The organism is Thauera sp. DNT-1, from assembly GCF_055393985.1.
On the sequence record NZ_AP043752.1, the window covers coordinates 2,555,510 to 2,572,559 of the forward strand.

15 protein-coding genes are annotated in these 17,050 nt (G+C 67.8%); 2 read left to right on the forward strand and 13 right to left on the reverse strand.

The window, feature by feature from the left end; translation table 11 throughout:
• Positions 1-20 precede the first annotated feature (20 nt).
• The 13 genes from ACZ5PP_RS11820 to rpmH form a co-directional block, all read right to left on the reverse strand.
• Positions 21-1,496, reverse strand: a complete 1,476-nt coding sequence (locus ACZ5PP_RS11820) for a TrkH family potassium uptake protein (protein ID WP_012586319.1) — start codon at positions 1,494-1,496, stop codon at positions 21-23.
• Position 1,497: 1 nt separating this feature from the next.
• Positions 1,498-2,901: a Trk system potassium transporter TrkA gene (trkA, locus tag ACZ5PP_RS11825; protein ID WP_004315386.1), complete on the reverse strand. Its 1,404-nt coding sequence runs from the start codon at positions 2,899-2,901 to the stop codon at positions 1,498-1,500.
• A 130-nt stretch (positions 2,902-3,031) separates the two neighbouring features.
• A complete protein-coding gene (locus ACZ5PP_RS11830) occupies positions 3,032-4,279 on the reverse strand; it encodes a sigma-54-dependent transcriptional regulator (protein ID WP_012586320.1) in 1,248 nt (415 codons plus the stop codon).
• Positions 4,280-4,288: 9 nt separating this feature from the next.
• Positions 4,289-6,406, reverse strand: a complete 2,118-nt coding sequence (locus ACZ5PP_RS11835) for a sensor histidine kinase (RefSeq protein ID WP_012586321.1) — start codon at positions 6,404-6,406, stop codon at positions 4,289-4,291.
• On the reverse strand, positions 6,403-7,002 hold the full coding sequence (locus ACZ5PP_RS11840; protein ID WP_012586322.1) for a DUF4390 domain-containing protein: 600 nt from the start codon (positions 7,000-7,002) through the stop codon (positions 6,403-6,405). Before ACZ5PP_RS11840 ends, ACZ5PP_RS11835 begins: the two co-directional genes overlap by 4 nt.
• Positions 6,962-8,269 (reverse strand): 16S rRNA (cytosine(967)-C(5))-methyltransferase RsmB, encoded by a 1,308-nt coding sequence (gene rsmB / locus ACZ5PP_RS11845; RefSeq protein ID WP_464826069.1) that lies wholly within the window; start codon positions 8,267-8,269, stop codon positions 6,962-6,964. Before rsmB ends, ACZ5PP_RS11840 begins: the two co-directional genes overlap by 41 nt.
• Positions 8,270-8,377: 108 nt before the next feature.
• A complete protein-coding gene (gene speE, locus ACZ5PP_RS11850; RefSeq protein ID WP_464826070.1) occupies positions 8,378-9,268 on the reverse strand; it encodes a polyamine aminopropyltransferase in 891 nt (296 codons plus the stop codon).
• A 137-nt stretch (positions 9,269-9,405) separates the two neighbouring features.
• On the reverse strand, positions 9,406-10,176 hold the full coding sequence (locus ACZ5PP_RS11855) for a sulfite exporter TauE/SafE family protein (RefSeq protein WP_464826071.1): 771 nt from the start codon (positions 10,174-10,176) through the stop codon (positions 9,406-9,408).
• A 168-nt stretch (positions 10,177-10,344) separates the two neighbouring features.
• Entirely contained in the window at positions 10,345-11,691 is a 1,347-nt protein-coding gene (gene mnmE, locus ACZ5PP_RS11860; protein WP_464826072.1) for a tRNA uridine-5-carboxymethylaminomethyl(34) synthesis GTPase MnmE, read from the reverse strand.
• Positions 11,663-13,321, reverse strand: a complete 1,659-nt coding sequence (gene yidC / locus ACZ5PP_RS11865; RefSeq protein WP_464826073.1) for a membrane protein insertase YidC — start codon at positions 13,319-13,321, stop codon at positions 11,663-11,665. The genes mnmE and yidC overlap by 29 nt, the downstream gene beginning before the upstream one ends.
• A 20-nt stretch (positions 13,322-13,341) precedes the next feature.
• Positions 13,342-13,551: a membrane protein insertion efficiency factor YidD gene (gene yidD, locus ACZ5PP_RS11870; RefSeq protein WP_004329522.1), complete on the reverse strand. Its 210-nt coding sequence runs from the start codon at positions 13,549-13,551 to the stop codon at positions 13,342-13,344.
• A complete protein-coding gene (gene rnpA / locus ACZ5PP_RS11875) occupies positions 13,548-13,862 on the reverse strand; it encodes a ribonuclease P protein component (RefSeq protein ID WP_464827054.1) in 315 nt (104 codons plus the stop codon). Before rnpA ends, yidD begins: the two co-directional genes overlap by 4 nt.
• Positions 13,863-13,911: 49 nt before the next feature.
• Positions 13,912-14,046 carry a 50S ribosomal protein L34 gene (gene rpmH / locus ACZ5PP_RS11880; protein WP_002926183.1) on the reverse strand — a complete coding sequence of 45 codons (135 nt, stop codon included), beginning with the start codon at positions 14,044-14,046 and terminating at the stop codon, positions 13,912-13,914.
• Between the two features lie 318 nt (positions 14,047-14,364).
• On the opposite strand from rpmH, the gene dnaA reads away from it, so the two are divergent.
• Both dnaA and dnaN read left to right on the forward strand, forming a co-directional pair.
• The gene (gene dnaA, locus ACZ5PP_RS11885) at positions 14,365-15,867 is read left to right on the forward strand and encodes a chromosomal replication initiator protein DnaA (RefSeq protein ID WP_464826074.1); all 1,503 of its coding nucleotides are present in this window, start codon (positions 14,365-14,367) and stop codon (positions 15,865-15,867) included.
• 60 nt (positions 15,868-15,927) lie between these two features.
• On the forward strand, positions 15,928-17,037 hold the full coding sequence (dnaN, locus tag ACZ5PP_RS11890) for a DNA polymerase III subunit beta (protein WP_004315516.1): 1,110 nt from the start codon (positions 15,928-15,930) through the stop codon (positions 17,035-17,037).
• Positions 17,038-17,050: the final 13 nt, after the last annotated feature.

A 17,050-nucleotide genomic window follows, 5' to 3' on the forward strand; every position in this document is an offset into this window, starting at 1 on the left:
AGCAGTCGCGGCAGGGCCGCTCAGCGCCGCCAGAACGTGGGGGTGAGCACCACCAGGAAGGTGAAGATCTCCAGGCGGCCGAGGATCATCGCGAAACACAGCACCCACTTGTGGAGGTCGTCGAGCCCCTGGTAGTTGGACGCCGGCCCCACGAGGCCGAGCCCCGGGCCGGTGTTGTTGAGGCAGGCCACGACCGCCGAGAACGCCGTCACCAGCTCCAGCCCGGCGGCGGAGAGCACCAGGGTCAGGCTGACGATGCTGACCATGTACATGAAGCTGAAGCCGAGCACGGCGTGCAGGATGTGCTCGGGCACCGGGTTCCTGCCCATGCGCACCGGGCGCACCGCGTTCGGATGCAGCGAGCGCACGATCTCGCGGATGACCTGCTTGTACAGGATCATCGCCCGCATCATCTTGATGCCGCCGCCGGTCGAGCCCGAACAGGCGACGAAGCTGCCCAGGAAGAGGATCCAGATCTGCGCGAACATCGGCCACAAGGTGTAGTCGTGCGTGGCGAGCCCGAGCGAGGTCGAGATCGAGACGACGTGGAAGGCGACGTAGCGCAGCGCCTCGCCGAAGTCGGTGAAGATGCCCTGGGCGAGGAGGTACGCGGTGAGCATCAGCGTGGAGAGCGCGAGGACGCCGAAATAGAAGGGGATCTCGGGATCGCGCCGATAAGGCGCCGACGAGCGCCGGACCAGCGCGAGATAGTGGGTCGCGTAGTTGAGTCCGGCGAGCAACGCGAAGCCGGCGGTGACCAGCTCCACCCCGACGCTGTCGAAATGCCCGAGCGAGGCGTCGCGGTTGGAGAAGCCGCCCAGGCCGGCGACGGAGAACGCGTGGATCACCGCATCCCAGGGCGCCAACCCTGCCCACCACAGGCTGAATCCGCAGGCGATGGTCAGCAACACGTAGGTCAGCCACAGCCCCTTCGCCGTCTCGGCGATGCGCGGGGTCAGGCTGGAGTCCTTCATCGGCGTCGGCACCTCGGCCTTGTAGAGCTGACGACCACCGATGCCGAGCAGCGGCAATATCGCCACCACGAGCACGATCACCCCCATGCCGCCGACCCAGTGCATGAAGGTGCGCCACAGGTTGATCGAGATCGGCAGGTGCTCGAGCCCGGTGAGCACCGTGGCGCCGGTCGCGGTGAGTCCGGAGACCGCCTCGAAGTAGGCGTCGGTGAAGCCGAGATCGGGGATGTAGGCCAACAGCGGCAGCGCGCCGAAGAGCGGCAGCACCACCCAGGTCGCCGCCACCAGCAGGAAACCGTCATGCACCCGCAGATCGCGCCGCTTGCTGCGCGTCGCCGCCCACAGCAGCAGGCCGGCGACGAAGGTGACGAACAGGCCCTGGTCGTAGGCCAGGGTCGCGCCGTCGCCCAGCACGGCCGACACGACGAGCGGGAAGCCCATCAGCAGCCCGAAGATCATGATGATCAGGCCGAGGGCGTTGAGCGCGGGGTAGTACGCGCGGGCGCGGGCATCGGACGACATGTCAGAGGAAGTGGAAGCCGACCTGGAACAGCTTCTCGACCTTCTGCACCAGCTTCTTGTTGGTGCAGAACACGATCACGTGGTCATCCTCGCGGATCACCGTGTCGTGGTGCGGGATGATCACCTCGCGGCGGACCACCCTGCCCTCCTCGTTCTTCTCGTCGCGCACCACCGCGCCGATGCTCGCGCCACGCGGCAGGGCGATCTGCTCGATCGGGCGCCCGACCACCTTGGAGTCCTTGCTGCTGCCGTGGGCGATGATCTCCAGGGCCTCGGCGGCGCCGCGGCGCAGGCTGTGCACCGCGACCACGTCGCCGCGGCGCACGTGGGCAAGCAACGTCCCGATCGAGGTGTGCGCGGGCGAGATCGCAATGTCGATCGGTCCGCCCTGCACCAGGTCGACATAGCTCTTGCGGTTGATGAGCGCGAGCGTGCGGCGCGCGCCCATGCGCTTGGCGAGCGAGGCGGACATGATGTTGTCTTCCTCGTCGTTGGTGAGCGCGACGAATAGGTCGGTCTCGTCGATGCCCTCGGTCTCGAGCAGCTTCTCGTCGGTGGAGTCGCCGCGCAGCACGAGCGCATTCGACAGATGCGAGGCGAGCATCTCGGCGCGGGTGCGATTGAGCTCGAGGATCTTGACGTGGTGGTTCTCCTCGATCGACTGCGCGAGCCGGAAGCCGATGTTGCCGCCGCCGGCGATCATGATCCGCCGCATCGGCCGGTCGGAGCGGCGCAGCTCGCGCATCACCTGGCGGATGTGCACCGTGGCGGCGAGGCAGAACACCTCGTCGCCGGGCAGGATGATGGTGTCGCCCTCCGGCATGATCGGCTCGCCGTTGCGATAGATCGCGGCGATGCGGACCTCGACGTTGGGCAGGTGGAAGCGCAGCGCCTTGAGCGGATGGCCGACCAGCGGCCCACCCTCGAAGGCGCGCACGCCGATCAGGCTCACCACGCCGTCGGCGAACTCGAGCACCTGCAGGGCCTCGGGGAAGGCGATCAGGCGCTTGATGTAGTCGGTGACGACCTGCTCGGGACAGATGGAGAAATCCACCGCGAAGTTGTCGTCGTCGAGCAGTTCGGGATGGTCGACGTAGTCGGTCGAGCGCAAGCGCGCGATCCGCGTCGGCAGGTTGAACAGCGCCTTGGCGATGCGGCAGGCGCACAGGTTGGTCTGGTCGGACTGGGTCACCGCGATGAGCAGGTCGGCATCGTCCGCGCCGGCCTCGCGCAGCACTCGCGGCGAGGCGCCGTTGCCGCACACGGTGCGGATCTCGAGGCGCTCGCGCAGCGCGCCGAGATACTCCTCGCTGGTGTCGACCAGGGTGATGTCGTTCGCTTCGGAGACGAGGTTCTCGGCCACCGAGGCGCCGACCTGGCCTGCACCCAGAATGATGATCTTCAACGTTGTATCCGGAAGTGTCCAAGCCGCCGATTCTACGCCCCCCACCCGGCCCGGCAAACGCAGACGTTGCGCCGCAGCAACCGCCGGATCCTGCCGAGCCGTGGCGCAGCGGCAGGAGAGCGCGCAGGGTTCAGGACTCCTCGTGCCGGCGCCCGGCCTGCAGGCCGAGTTGCTTGAGCTTGCGGTAGAGGTGGGTGCGCTCCAGGCCGGTCTTCTCCGCCAGGCGGGTCATGTTGCCGCCCTCGAGGCGCAGATGATGTTCGAAGTACATGCGCTCGAAGGCCTCGCGCGCCTCTCGCAGCGGCTGGTCGAGCGACACGCCGCAGGCGCCGGCGCCCAGATCCGGTGGCAGCAGGCGACGCACTTCGCCGGCGCCGATCTCCTCCTCCAGCGTGCCGAGCGCGAGCGACTTCACCGCGGCGCGCAACTCGGGGTAGCCCCCCGGCCACGGCAGGTTGCGCAGCTGGTTGAGCGCGGCGGTGGAAAAGCGCCGCAGCGGCACTTCACCCGCCTCCACCAGATGCAGCAGCATCTGGCTGGCGAGCTCGGGCAGGTCCTCGCGGACGTCGGCGATCGAGGGCGGCGCGAGGCTCACCTCGAACAGGCGGGCGAGCAGCCCCTCCTCCCAGCCCTCGCCGACCAGGGCCTCGAGACTGCGGTCGGTGGCGACGACGAGGCGCAAGTCGTAGCGCTCGAGGCGGTCGAGCGCGAAGGCGAGGTTCTTTTGCTGCGCGCGCGACAGGCGGGCCAGCTCGCCGACGAACACCACGCCGCCCTGGGTGGACTGCAACTGGGTGATGTCGAGCGGCGCGGTGACGGCGGCGAGGTCGAGCCAGGGGGCGTTGGCGGGTTGCACGCTGCGTGCGACCAGTTCGGCGAGCGACCCCGCGCCGACGCGCAGCAGCAGCACGCGAGAACTGCCGACGATCTGCTCGAGCCGGCGGCGCAGCTCGCGCAAGGGCACGGAGCGATGAAAGGCGGCGAGTGTCGGTGCCGACTGCACGCCGGGCGCCTGCGGACGCTGCAGCCCGCGCTTGACCGCGGCGAGCAGCTTCTGCAGCGCGATCGGCTTTTCCAGATAGTCGATCGCGCCGATGCGGGTGGCCTCGACCGCGGTGTCGATGGTGCCGTGCCCCGACATCATCACCACCGGCATGTTGAGCTGGCCATTGGCCGCCCATTCCTTGAGCAGGGTGATGCCGTCGGTGTCGGGCATCCAGATGTCGAGCAACACCATGTCCGGACGCACTGCGTTGCGTGCTGCGCGCGCGGCGGTGGCATTCTCGGCGAGCAGGATGTCGTGCCCCTCGTCGCGGAGGATCTCCGAGAGCAGTTCGCGGATGCCGATTTCGTCGTCAACGATCAGAATCTTTGCCATTTTTCTTCGTCATGCTTCCTTGTTTTCGGCCAGCCGCAGGCGGATGCGCACTTCGGCGCCACCGCCCTCGCGGTTGCTGAGGCGGACCTCGCCGCCATGCTCGTCGACGATCTTCTTGACCATCGCCAAGCCCAGGCCGGTGCCGCGCGACTTGGTAGTGAAATAGGGCTCGAAGGCGCGCGCCAGGACTTCGGGCGGAAAACCCGGGCCATTGTCGCGACACAGCAGCAGCGCGCTCTCGCCGTCACGACGGGTGATCACCGAGATCTCCGCGTCCTCCTGCGCGCCAAGCGCGTCCTGCGCATTTTGCAGCATGTTGTGGATCACCTGCCGGATCTGCGTCGGATCGCCCTGCACCGGAGGCAGCGCTCCCCCCAGCTCGGTGCGGATCTGCACCGCGGCACTCTCGTACAGGTGGAGCACCTCGCGGATCAGCGCGTTGAGGTCGAGCGGCGCGAGCTGGGGCGCCGGCAGCCGCGCATAGTCCCTGAAGGCGTTGACCAGGTTCTTCATCGCCTCGACCTGATTCACGATGGTGGTGGTTGCGCGCTCGAGCATCTCACGCCCGTTGTCGTCGAGGCGATCGGCGAGCTTGAAGGAGAGACGCTCGGCCGAAAGCTGGATCGGCGTCAGCGGGTTCTTGATCTCGTGCGCGAGCCGGCGCGCGACCTCGCCCCACGCCGCCGTACGCTGCGCGGCGATCAGGCTGGAGATGTCGTCGAACACCACCACCAAGCCACCCCCCGTGCTCTCGGGCAGGCGCGAGCCGCGGATCAGCAGGGTGCGCGGCGGGCGGTCCCTGACCGGCAACTCCATCTGCTTCTGCCAGTCTCCCGTGTTGGCGGTGAAGCCCTCGCGCAGCATGTGGCCGAGCTCGGCCTGGCGTGGCCAGGCCTCGAGCGGGATGTCCTCGAATCCGCCCAGATCATCCTCGAGGATTTGCAGCGCACCATGGTTGGCGGCGCGCAGGTGACCGTCGGCCGAGAAGGCGAGGACGCCGGTGGACAGATTCGCCAGCACCGACTCCAGGTAGGCGCGCGCAGCCTCGACCTCGGCGCGATTGCGGTCGGCCGCCGCGCGCGCCTCCTGCAGCTGGCGCGTCATGCGGTTGAAGGACTGCGTCAGCACGCCGAGTTCGTCGTTCGCCGGCAAGGCCTGGCGCGGGCTGAAATCGCCCTGCGCCACCGCCTGCGTGCCCTCGGCCAGGATCAGCAGCGGTTGCGCCAATCGACGCGCGATCAGCACCGCGACCGCGAGCGCGCCAAGCAGCGCGAGCAGCAGGGTCAGGCTCAAGGTGACCGTGTAGATGCGCTTGAGCCCGCTGCGTCCGAGCGTCAGCTGCTGGTACTCGCGGTATGCCTCCTGGACCGCCTCGGCATTGCGACCGAAGGATTCGGGGACCGGCTGCTGCAGCATCAGCAGGTTGGACTCGCCCGCCAGCGTGCGCACCGGGATCGGCGTCAGCACGCGGATCACCAGGCGACCGTCGGGTTCGGCGATCACAGAATGAAAATGGCGGCTCTGACGGGCCTGTCGCAGTTCGGCCGTGCCCGGAAGCTCGGGAAGCAGCGTCCGACCCGACTCGGCCGCGGTGGCGAGCACCTGGCCCGCGGGGGCAAGGATGGTGGCGCTCGCGATCCCGGCCTGCTCGCGCAGCCGATTCAGCCGGGTACCCGCGCCCTGCCCGGCCCCCTCGAGCTCCAGCACCATGTCGTCCGCCTTGTCTCGCACCTGGCTCACCAGGTAATCGAGCGCGTTCTGGCCGAGCGCGATCCCGCCTTCGAGCGCCGAATCGACCCGCACGTCGAACCAGGATTCGATGCTGCGCACCACGAACTGCAGGGACACGCCGTAGATCACCAGCCCCGGCACCACGCCCATCAGCGCGAACATCAGCACCAGGCGCATCTTGAGACGGGAACCGAACTGCCCCTCGCGGTGCTCGCGCAGCAGGCGATGCAGCTGCATGCCGACGAGCGCGGCGAGGACCACGGCCATGCCGCCGTTGAGCGCGAGCAACCAAGGATAGCTGGTCGCGAACAGGGTGGTGTTCGAACTCGCCGAGGTGAGCAGGAACAACGAGATCCCCGACAGCGCTGCGGCGACGGCGAGCAGGACGCGCTTCATCGGAACCCCGGCGCCCCCGGCAGGAAGGTCCAGCGCACCCACTCGGTCTCGACGTTCCAGTCGTTGCTGCCGATCGCGGTGACCTGAAAGGGCTTGGGAAGCTGGCTGGTGTCGAGCCGGAAGCGAAGGGAAACCTCGTGCGAGACCCCGGACTGGAGGACGCCGGTCTCCGCGACAAGCCAGTTGCGCACGCGCTGCATGGTGCGCAGCGCCTCGTCGAGTTCGTCGAAGTTCTGGTGCAGATTGCCGACCGAGAGCCGGAAGCTGCGCGTGATCGCGTGGTAATAGAGCCGGTAGTCCAGGCTACGACGCGCCACCGTCTCGTTGAGCCAGTACCAGCGCGGGCGCTCGATCAGCACCTCGGTGGTGAAGTAAAGCGAGACGCCGCGCGTGACCACGTCGATCAGGCGGGGATTGAGATCGATCGCGATATCCGCGTTGAGGACATAACCGCCGTCACCGGGCACGATCTCGGCGCTGCGGATGACGCTCTCCGCGCGTACGCTCAGCGCCCACAACAAGAGCAGCGCGGCCACGGCGAAGCGAACGGCGCGCTCAGGGCCGCTTGCGGAGGAGCGCGTAATAGAAGCCGTCATGGTCGGCACAAGGCAGCAGCTGCAGGTCGGAAGATCCGCGAATCGGGAGTCGCTCCGCGTCGGCATGGCGGACGCAGAAGCGGGCGACCTGACCGGCGTTTTCCTCGTCGAACACCGAGCAGGTGACGTAGAGCATTGTGCCACCCGGGGCGAGCGTGCGCCAAAGTGCCTCCAGGATTTCCGCCTGCTGTGCGGCAAAGTTGGCGATATCGCTGTCCCGGCGCAACCATTTGATGTCCGGATGTCGGCGCACCACGCCGGAGGCCGAGCACGGCACATCGGCCAGGATGCGGTCGAAGGGACGACCATCCCACCACGCTGCCAGGCGGCGGCAGTCGGCGACCTTCAGCTCCGCGCGCAGGCCGAGGCGGTCGAGGTTGCGCGCCACCCGACCCGCCCGCAGCGGATCAAGCTCCAGCGCGAGCACGTCAGCATCGGCCCTCTCGAGGATGTGTGCAGTCTTGCCGCCGGGGGCCGCGCAGGCGTCGAGCACACGCTCGCCGGCTCGAGCATCGAGCAGTTGCGCCGCCCACTGTGCCCCCGCGTCCTGCACCGACAAGCGCCCTTCGGCGTACCCGGGCAGGCGTGCGACCGCCAGCGGACGCGCGAGCACCAGCGCGTCGTTGTCGAGTCGCCGGAACTCCAGCCCGGCTGCGGCAAGCTCCGCCTCGACCTCTGCCAACGTCGCACGGCGCTGATTGACCCGCAAGGCCATGGGGGGACGCGTATTGCCGGCCGCGAGCAGATCCTGCCAGGCCTGAGGATGCGCGCTGCGCACACGCTCCACCCACCAGGCCGGAAAGGCATGACGCGCCTCGGGCTCGGCCTCGATCCAGCCTTGCCACTCCAGCTGCCGACGCAGCGCATTGCGCAGCACACCGTTGACCAGGTTGCGCAGGCCGGGCATCGCCACGGCCGTGGCGCCCACAGCCTGATCGACCACCGTGTGGGCTTGCTCGGGGCGCTGCGTCAGGCGCTGCAGGGCAACCAGCAGAAGCGCCCGAATCTCCACCGGAGGAGGACTATGCAGCAGGCGGGAAAGGATCGCATCACCGCGCCCGAACTCGCGCAAGGTCGACCAGGCGAGGTCGCGCACGGCGCCACGCGTGCCTTCCGGCCACTCCGGATGCCCGGCCTGCATGCGCTCGAAGGCATCGGTCAGGTTGGCGCCGTCGATCACGCCAGCGACCAGTTCGGTTGCCCGTGCGAGCGCGTAGCCGAGGCTGTCGATGGGCTGTTCCGGAGCACGGCGTGGGGCACCACGCACACCGGCTGTGCGGGAGCGGGGCGAGCCGGCGGCCGGCAGGGCGGACCGTCGGTCTTTGGGGTGGGCTGGGGTCAAGGTCTGGAGAACGGCCGAAGAAGCGGCACTGGCTCAGGCCAGCAAGGCACGCAGATGATTGGGCAGGGCGAACTGCGCACAGTGTACCGCACCATTGAAGTGCTGCAGTTCGCGGATGGCGCGCTCGGCAAGACGGCGGTCCACCTCGTTCGCGTCGAGCGCAGCCGGGTCGAGCGTATCGGACGCGCAGGCCATGCCCCAGAGGCTCCCATAGAGCGGAATGTAGAGGAAGTACGGCCGCACCCGCGCAAACACCCGACGCAGGCGGGCGAGCAACTCTCGCACACGCTCGGGCTGGAATACCGGCGTACCGATATGCAGCGTCAGCGCCCCGCCCTCGGCCAGCAGGGCCTTGCAGGCTGCGAAGAAGTCGGCGGTGTAGAGCGCTTCCGCCGGCCCGATCGGGTCGGTCAGATCGAGCACGATCAGGTCGTAGCGCTCGCCCCTGGCGGGAGCATGCTCGCACACATGGGCCATCCCGTCCCCGATGTGGATCTCCACGCGGGGATCGTCGAGGGCGCCATGATGCACGGCATCGAGGTAGCGCCGGGCGATGTCGACCACCTTCGCGTCGAGCTCGGCGATCACGATACGCTCGATGCCCGGATACTTGAGCAGCTCTTCGGCCGAACCGCCATCCCCTCCCCCGATGAGCAGCGCCCGGCGCAGGCCGGGATGGGCAACCCCGGGGACGTGGATCAGGTTCTCATGGTAGTGGAACTCGTCGCGCTCGGACGTCATGAAACAGCCATCGAGGCGAAAGAGCTTGCCGAAGCGCGGCGTTTCCCAGACCTCGTAGTCTTGCCACTCGGAGCGGCCGGACTCGAGCAGGCGCGCACCACGGAGAAAGTAGCCGGCATCCTCGCCGAGGAGCTCGGCGAGGACATCCTTCGGCAGATCGGCAAACCAGGACGCTCCGCTCATGATCTTCTGCACTCCACAGCTTTCGATTTCAGGCAGCCACGACCACCTCCCGCCGCCACCCCGGCCGCGTCAAGCCGTACCCCCATCCAAACACGAGGTGCATCCGCACGCGCGGCTGTTCCACGTGAAACAACCCGTCAGCGCAGGAAGGTATCGTAGGCAAGGCGAAGGATCAGCACCGCCACCACTGCAAGGAACATCTTTCGCACAAAACCCGTACCGTGCCTCAGCGCCATCCGGGAACCGAGGATCGAGCCGCTCAGATTGCACACCGCCATGAGCGCCGCCAGCTTCCACATCAGCTCCACATTGCCGACAAAGAAACTGATCGCCGCGAGGTTGGTCGCCACATTCACGATCTTGGCCGAAACCGATGCGCGGAGAAAGTCCATCCCCAGCAAGCGGATGAAAAGGAAGATCAGGAAGCTCCCGGTTCCAGGCCCGAAGAAGCCATCGTAGAACCCGATCACTCCACCCACGCCGAGCCCGATCGCGACCGAACGCGCCCCGTGCTCCGGCTCGCGCGAGACCGCGCCGAGATCCTTGCGCAGGACGGTGTACAGGGCCACCAACACCAACAGTGCCAGAATCAACGGACGCAAGATCGCGGGATCCAGGTAGGCCACCGCCTTGGCTCCGTACCACGACCCGACAAGCGCAGCGAGGGCACCCGGCGCCGCGACGCGCCACGGAATCTCGACCCGTCGGCTGTACTGGACGGCGGCACTGGTCGTGCCGACGATGCTCGCGAGCTTGTTGGTGCCGAAGAGCGTCGCAGGCGCGGTCGTCGGAAAGGCCGCAAAAAGTGCGGGCAACTGGATCAAGCCGCCACCGCCCACGATGGAGTCCACGAAGCCGGCAAACAGCGCGGCGACACCGAGGACGAGGAAGAGGAATTCGGTTTCCATGGGAGGGGTGTTTCACGTGGAACAGAGAGACTGCCGAGGAGGATCGCGACGGTTTGACGCGACGGCGGGACGGCGCGCACGCGACACCGGATCCCGGCATGACCGTCGACTGTCCGCGCGCCTCTGTTTGCGACTTCCGCTGCGCCAACCGACCGACGGTCAGCCCACTTACTTTCCGATGCAGAAGCGGGCGAAGATCACCCCGAGCAGGTCGTCGGCGCTGAACTCGCCGGTGATCGTGCCAAGTTCCTCCTGCGCGAGGCGCAGCTCCTCGGCAAAGAGTTCGAGCGCACCGAGTTGCGTGCCTGCAGCCTCCACATGGCGGAGCGCCTCGCGCAGCGCGAGCAGATGACGCTCGCGCGCAAGAATCACATCCTCGCCGTGCGCATGCCAGCCGGCGATCCGCAACAGCTCCTGGCGCACCAGCTCGACACCCTCCCCGCTTCGCGCCGACACCTGCAGGCGAACCCGTCCGCCCGCCTCCACTCGGCCCGCGGGCAATCCTGCGAGGTCGATTTTGTTCGCCACCATGATGCGCTCGACCCCTTGCGGCAGACGCTCGTCGAGATCCCCCTCGGAAGCCACCCCGGCCTCGACCAGGTGCAGGATCACGTCGGCGCGCGCGATCTCGCGCCAGGTGCGCTCGATGCCGATGCGCTCGACCCGGTCCTCGGTCTCGCGCAGCCCTGCGGTGTCGATGATGTGGAGCGGGATACCCTCGACCTGGATCGTCTCGCGCAGCGCGTCGCGAGTCGTTCCGGCGATGTCGGTGACGATCGCGCGCTCCTCGCCGGCGAGCTGGTTGAGCAGGCTGGACTTGCCGACGTTGGGCGCACCCACGAGAACCACGTCGAGCCCGCTGCGCAGCAGCGCCCCCTGGCGCGCGCGCTCGAGCACGCCCTCGAGCGCCTCGCGGATGGATTCGAGGCGCGGCATCGCGCGCGCGCGCTCGAGGAAGTCGATCTCTTCCTCGGGAAAGTCGAGCGTCGCCTCGACCAGCATGCGCAGGTCGATGAGCGCGTCGACGATGCGATGGACTTCCTCGGAGAACTGTCCGGACAGCGAGCGCACCGCCGAGCGCGCAGCCGCCGCGGTCGAGGCCTCGATCAGGTCGGCGACACCCTCGGCCTGAGCGAGATCGAGCTTGCCGTTGAGAAAGGCGCGACGGGTGAATTCGCCGGGCTCGGCCAGGCGGGCGCCGAGTTGCAGGCAGCGCTCGAGCAGCATCTGCATGACCACCGGGCCGCCGTGGCCCTGCAGCTCGAGCACGTCCTCGCCCGTGAAGGACGCCGGCGCGGCGAAGTAGAGCAGAATCCCCTCGTCGATCGGCCGCTCGTGCTCGTCGAGGAAGCGGGTGAAGTGCGCGATGCGCGGCTGCGGCGTACGGCCGCACAGCGCGAGCGCGAAGGCGCCGAGACCGGCACCCGAGACGCGGACGACACCGATGCCGCCGCGGCCCGGTGCCGTCGCGATCGCGGCAATCGTGTCAGGCGGGCTTGCCGGCCGACTTTCCACTTTCGATCATCCGCGTGATCTGCCACTGCTGGGCGATCGACAGGCAGTTGTTCACCACCCAGTACAGCACCAGGCCGGACGGGAACCACAGGAACATGAAGGTGAAGATGATCGGCATCGCCATCATGACCTTGGCCTGGATCGGATCCGGCGGCGTCGGGTTGAGCTTCATCTGCACGAGCATGGACACGCCCATGATGATCGGCAGGATGAAGTAGGGATCCTTGGCCGAGAGGTCCTGGATCCAGCCCAGCCACGGCGCGTGGCGCATCTCGACGCTGCCGAGCAGCACCCAGTACAGGGCGATGAACACCGGGATCTGCACCAGGATCGGCAGGCAGCCGCCGAGCGGGTTGATCTTCTCGGTGCGGTAGAGATTCATCATCTCCTGCTGCATCTTGGCCTTGTCGTTGCCGTACATCTCCTTCATGCGCTGCAGGCGCGGGCCGAGCACGCGCATCTTGGCCATCGACTTGTAGCTCGCCGCCGACAGCGGGAAGAAGATCGCCTTGATCGCCACCGTGACCAGGATGATCGCCCAGCCCCAGTTGCCGGTGAGGCTATGGAACCAGGACAGCACCCAGAACAGCGGCGCCGCGATCACGGTCAGCCAGCCGTAGTCGACCACGAGGTCGAGGCCCGGGGCGATGCCTTCGAGCTTGTCCTGCTCCTGCGGGCCGGCATACAGACGATTGGACACCGTACCCTCGGCACCCGGGGCGATCGCAGTCACCGGCAGGATCACGCCCGCCGAGAACAGGTTGTTGCCCAGCGCGCGCGCGAAGTACTCGCGCTGCAGGCCCTGCTCCGGCAGCCAGGCGCCGACGAAGTAGTGCTGCACCATCGCCACCCAGCCGTCGCTGGCCGTCTTCGCGAACTTGGCGCTGCCGTCGGTGATGTGCTCGAAGGTAACCTTCTGGAACTTGGCCGCATCGGTGTAGAAGGCCGGGCCCGTGAAGGTCCGCACGCCGAAGGCCTCGACCTGCTCGGCCGGGTTGCCGTCGCGGGTGAGCTGGAAGTAGGCGTGCGGCGCGAGCGCCTGGCCCGATCCGTTGCGGATCTCGTAGGACACGTCGATCAGATAGCTGCCGCGCGCGAAGCGCATCACCTTGGTGACCTGCACGCCGTTCTGCTCGGGCGCCTGCAGACGCAGCTCCACGCCGTTCTCGCCGTCCTTCAGGCGCAGCTCGCCGGCCGGAAGCTGGAACAGGGTCTTGTGGGTGGGCAGGCCCTCGCCGATCAGGCCCGACTGCGCGGCGTACTGGTGCCGCGTGGTGCCGTCGTCGAGCAGCACGAAGTTGCCGCCCGCCTCGCCGCTCGCCTTGTGCTGCTTGAGCTCGAGGCGAACGATGTCACCGCCCTGCGCCGAGACCTCGGCACGCAGCAGATCGGTCTCGACCACGGCACGCGGCGCGGCCGCAGCCTGGGCGGCCTGCTCGCCCGGCACCACCGGCTGGCCGGGCGTGGCGCTCAACGTGGGCGTGGGCACCGCGCCGTCGGCCGGCGCCGCGCTTCCGGCGGCGGCCTGCTGCTGGGCCACGGGAGGCTGGTTCTGCTTGATCCAGCCGTCCCACAGCATGACGAGCGAGAAGGAGAAAATCAGAAAGAGGATGAGGCGGCGTTGATCCATCGGAATCGTTCTGTCTCAGGTCAGGGAACGGGATCATACCCGCCCGGATTGAAGGGATGACAGCGCCCCACCCGTTTCGCGGCCATCCAGCCGCCACGCAACGCACCGTGGCGCTGCACGGCCTCGATCGCGTACTCGGAGCAGGTCGGGTGGAAGCGGCAATTGCGGCCGAGCATCGGGCTGATCGCGTAGCGGTAGAAACGCAGCAGGGCGATCAGCACGGTCTTCATTGCCGGGGCAGCCTTTGCAGAAGGGAGAGCAGGTCGAGGTTGATCTCGGCGCGCGTGGCCTTGGCCACCGGCGCGTTCAGGCGCACGACCAAGTCCATCGCCGGAAGCTCGATGCGCTGGCGCCGGAAGATCTCGCGCGCGATGCGCTTGACCAGGTTGCGCACGTTGGCGCGCTTGGCCAGCTTCTTCGCCACCACCACGCCGAGGCGGGCGGTGTCCAGACCATTGGGCCGGTAGTGCAGCATGTAGAACCGGCCGCGCAGCGCCCGCCGAAAAGCAAAAACGGATGAATACTCATCCGTTTTGTGCAATCTGTGAGCGCTGCGGAAACCCTGGTCAGCGCCCGTGGGCGAAACCACCTCAGACGGCGAGGCGGTGACGACCCTTGGCACGGCGTGCGCGGATGACCGCACGGCCGCCACGGGTCTTCATGCGGACCAGGAAACCATGGGTGCGCTTGCGGCGGACAACGGAGGGCTGATAAGTGCGTTTCATGATCGGACTGCCAGTGTTAGGTCAAACGCGAGAGTTAAATGGATAATGCCATGTTTGTCAATAAGAATTTTTGCCCGAGCCTGTGGATAAGTCTGCCTCCGCAGTTTAGAATGCTGTCTTTCGACGCCACGCTCCCATGCGCTGCTGCGCGGGGCGAGGCGCGCACAGTGCGCCGCTCGAGTGCACCGTCGGTACAACTCCCCGACTCGTACAGCAACCCGGCCGCGCCCCCAGGCGCCGCGCATCAGGAATCCCGCTGCAGCCTGACCCGCCGCACGCTTTCCCGCCATCCTGCCCGACGACATCCAAGCCCCCGCCGTGACTCAAGATTTCTGGACCTTCTGCCTGTCGCGCCTTGAACAGGAGCTGCCCCAGCAGCAGTTCAACACCTGGATCAAGACCCTGCGGGCCGAACCCGGCGAGGGTGGCTGGGCGCTCATCGCGCCCAACCGCTTCGTGCTGCAATGGGTGCGCGAGCGCTACCTGCGCCGCGTCGAGGAACTCGGCGAAGAGTTCGCCGGCGCCCCGCTCGCCATCGAGTTGCAGCTGCCACCGGCCGGCGGCGCACGCCCGGCGCGCGCCGCAGCCACGGCGGATGTCGCTCCGGCGCGCGCGAGCGCGCCGAGGTCGACGATCGAGGCCACGCCCGCCCAAGCGGTCGAAACCGCCGAAACAGCGCCTGCAGTCCTCGATACGGTGGACGCCGCCGAGCCGGCGGAGCCGCCCGTGCGCCCCCGGCGTGCCGCAGCACCCCGCTCCCACAGCAGCGAACCGAGTTCCGGCCTCGACCTCGCCTACGAGAAGACCCGACTCAACCCCGACTTCACCTTCGACACCCTGGTCACCGGCCGCGCCAACGACCTCGCCCGCGCCGCCGCCATGCAGGTGGCGCAGAACCCGGGCACGTCCTACAACCCGCTGTTCGTCTACGGCGGCGTCGGCCTGGGCAAGACCCACCTGGTGCACGCCATCGGCAACGCGGTGTTCCGTCACAACCCGCGCGCGGTCATCCGCTACGTGCACGTCGAGGACTACTACGCCGACGTGGTGCGCGCCTATCAGCAGAAGAGCTTCGACGCCTTCAAGCGCTACTACCGCTCGCTCGACATGCTGATCATCGACGACATCCAGTTCTTCAATAACAAGAACCGCACCCAGGAAGAGTTCTTCCACGCCTTCAACGCGCTCACCGAGGCGCGCAAGCAGATCGTCATCACCTGCGACACCTACCCCAAGGACATCCAGGGCCTGGAAGACCGCCTCATTTCCCGCTTCGACTGGGGCCTCACCGTGCAGATCGAGCCGCCCGAGCTCGAGATGCGCGTCGCCATCCTCAAGAAGAAGGCCGAGGCGCTGCGCGTGCTGGTCGACGACGACGTCGCCTTCCTGATCGCCAAGAACCTGCGCTCGAACGTGCGCGAGCTCGAGGGCGCGCTCAACAAGGTCGTCGCCTACGCACGCTTCCACGGCCGCCAGATCGGCCTCGAAGTCGCCAAGGAGGCGCTCAAGGACCTGCTGCACGCGCACAACCGCCAGCTGTCGATCGAGCACATCCAGAAGACCGTCGCGGACTACTACAAGATCAAGATCGCCGACATGCACTCCAAGAAGCGCACGCGCGTGATCGCGCGCCCGCGCCAGGTGGCGATGTGGCTGGCCAAGGAGCTCACGCCGATGTCGCTGCCGGCGATCGGCGAGGCCTTCGGCGGTCGCGACCACACCACCGTGCTGCACGCCTGCCGCACCATCACCGAGCTGCGCCTCGGCGACGCCCAGCTCAACCACGACGTCCACGTGCTCACCCAGGTCCTGCGCGGCTGAGCCGGTTGAACGCCAATCCATCGAACACTCCCGATCAACCCATCGACCCGATCTGACGCCATGCTCCTGCTCACCACCACCCGCGATGCGCTCCTGGCCCCGCTGCAGTCGGTCGCCGGCATCGTCGAGAAGCGCCACACCCTGCCCATCCTGTCGAACGTGCTGATCGAGAAGCACGCCGACCAGCTCACCATGCTGGCCACCGACATCGAGATCCAGATCCGCACCACCACCGGCGGCCACATCGGTGGCGAGGACGCCTCGATCACCGTCGGCGCGCGCAAGCTGCAGGACATCCTGCGCGCCCTGCCCGACTCCGCCGAGATCTCACTGACGCTCGACGACAAGCGCCTCACCGTCAAGGCCGGACGCAGCCGCTTCCAGCTCCAGACCCTGCCCGCCGCCGACTACCCGCGCCTGAACCCGCCCACCGATGCCGCTGCGCACCTGAGCATCGGCCAGCGCACCTTCAAGCGCCAGCTCGCCCAGGTGGCCTACGCGATGGCGCAGCAGGACATCCGCTACTACCTCAACGGCCTGCTGCTGATCGCCGACGGCGGCGAGCTGCGCATGGTCGCCACCGACGGCCACCGCCTCGCCTACGCCGCGTCCGACCTCGAGGCGCCCATCGCCACCCGTACCGAAGCCATCCTGCCGCGCAAGACCGTGCTCGAGCTTGCCCGCCAGCTCGCCGACAGCGACGACCCGCTCGAGATCCTGCTCGCCGGCAACCAGGCCGTGTTCCGCTTCGGCCCGATCGAGCTCGTCACCAAGCTCATCGACGGCAAGTTCCCCGACTACGAGCGCGTGATCCCGACCGCGCATCCCAAGCTGATCCACTTCGCCCGCCAGCCGCTGCTGTCCGCGCTGCAGCGCGCCGCCATCCTCACCAACGAGAAGTTCCGCGGCGTGCGCATGGTGCTCGAGGACGGCGTGCTGCGCATCGCATCGACCAACGCCGAGCAGGAAGAGGCCATGGACGAGCTCGAGATCGACTACCAGGGCGACAAGCTCGACATCGGCTTCAACGTCACCTACCTGCTCGACGTGCTCAACAACCTGAGCTCCGAGACGGTCGACTGGCGCTTCAATGACGGCAACTCCAGCGCCCTCATCACCCTGCCCGGCAACGACAAGTTCAAGTACGTCGTGATGCCGATGCGCATCTGAGTAGCCGCCGCAC

Excerpts from the sequence above, each read along its gene's own strand:
- ACZ5PP_RS11820 (WP_012586319.1), bottom strand. The coding sequence starts at position 1,496 with ATGTCGTCCGATGCCCGCGCCCGCGCGTACTACCCCGCGCTCAACGCC.
- ACZ5PP_RS11830 (WP_012586320.1), bottom strand. The coding sequence starts at position 4,279 with ATGGCAAAGATTCTGATCGTTGACGACGAAATCGGCATCCGCGAACTG.
- ACZ5PP_RS11835 (WP_012586321.1), bottom strand. The coding sequence starts at position 6,406 with ATGAAGCGCGTCCTGCTCGCCGTCGCCGCAGCGCTGTCGGGGATCTCG.
- ACZ5PP_RS11840 (WP_012586322.1), bottom strand. The coding sequence starts at position 7,002 with ATGACGGCTTCTATTACGCGCTCCTCCGCAAGCGGCCCTGAGCGCGCC.
- speE (WP_464826070.1), bottom strand. The coding sequence starts at position 9,268 with ATGAGCGGAGCGTCCTGGTTTGCCGATCTGCCGAAGGATGTCCTCGCC.
- ACZ5PP_RS11855 (WP_464826071.1), bottom strand. The coding sequence starts at position 10,176 with ATGGAAACCGAATTCCTCTTCCTCGTCCTCGGTGTCGCCGCGCTGTTT.
- yidC (WP_464826073.1), bottom strand. The coding sequence starts at position 13,321 with ATGGATCAACGCCGCCTCATCCTCTTTCTGATTTTCTCCTTCTCGCTC.
- yidD (WP_004329522.1), bottom strand. The coding sequence starts at position 13,551 with ATGAAGACCGTGCTGATCGCCCTGCTGCGTTTCTACCGCTACGCGATC.
- rpmH (WP_002926183.1), bottom strand. The coding sequence starts at position 14,046 with ATGAAACGCACTTATCAGCCCTCCGTTGTCCGCCGCAAGCGCACCCAT.
- dnaN (WP_004315516.1), top strand. The coding sequence starts at position 15,928 with ATGCTCCTGCTCACCACCACCCGCGATGCGCTCCTGGCCCCGCTGCAG.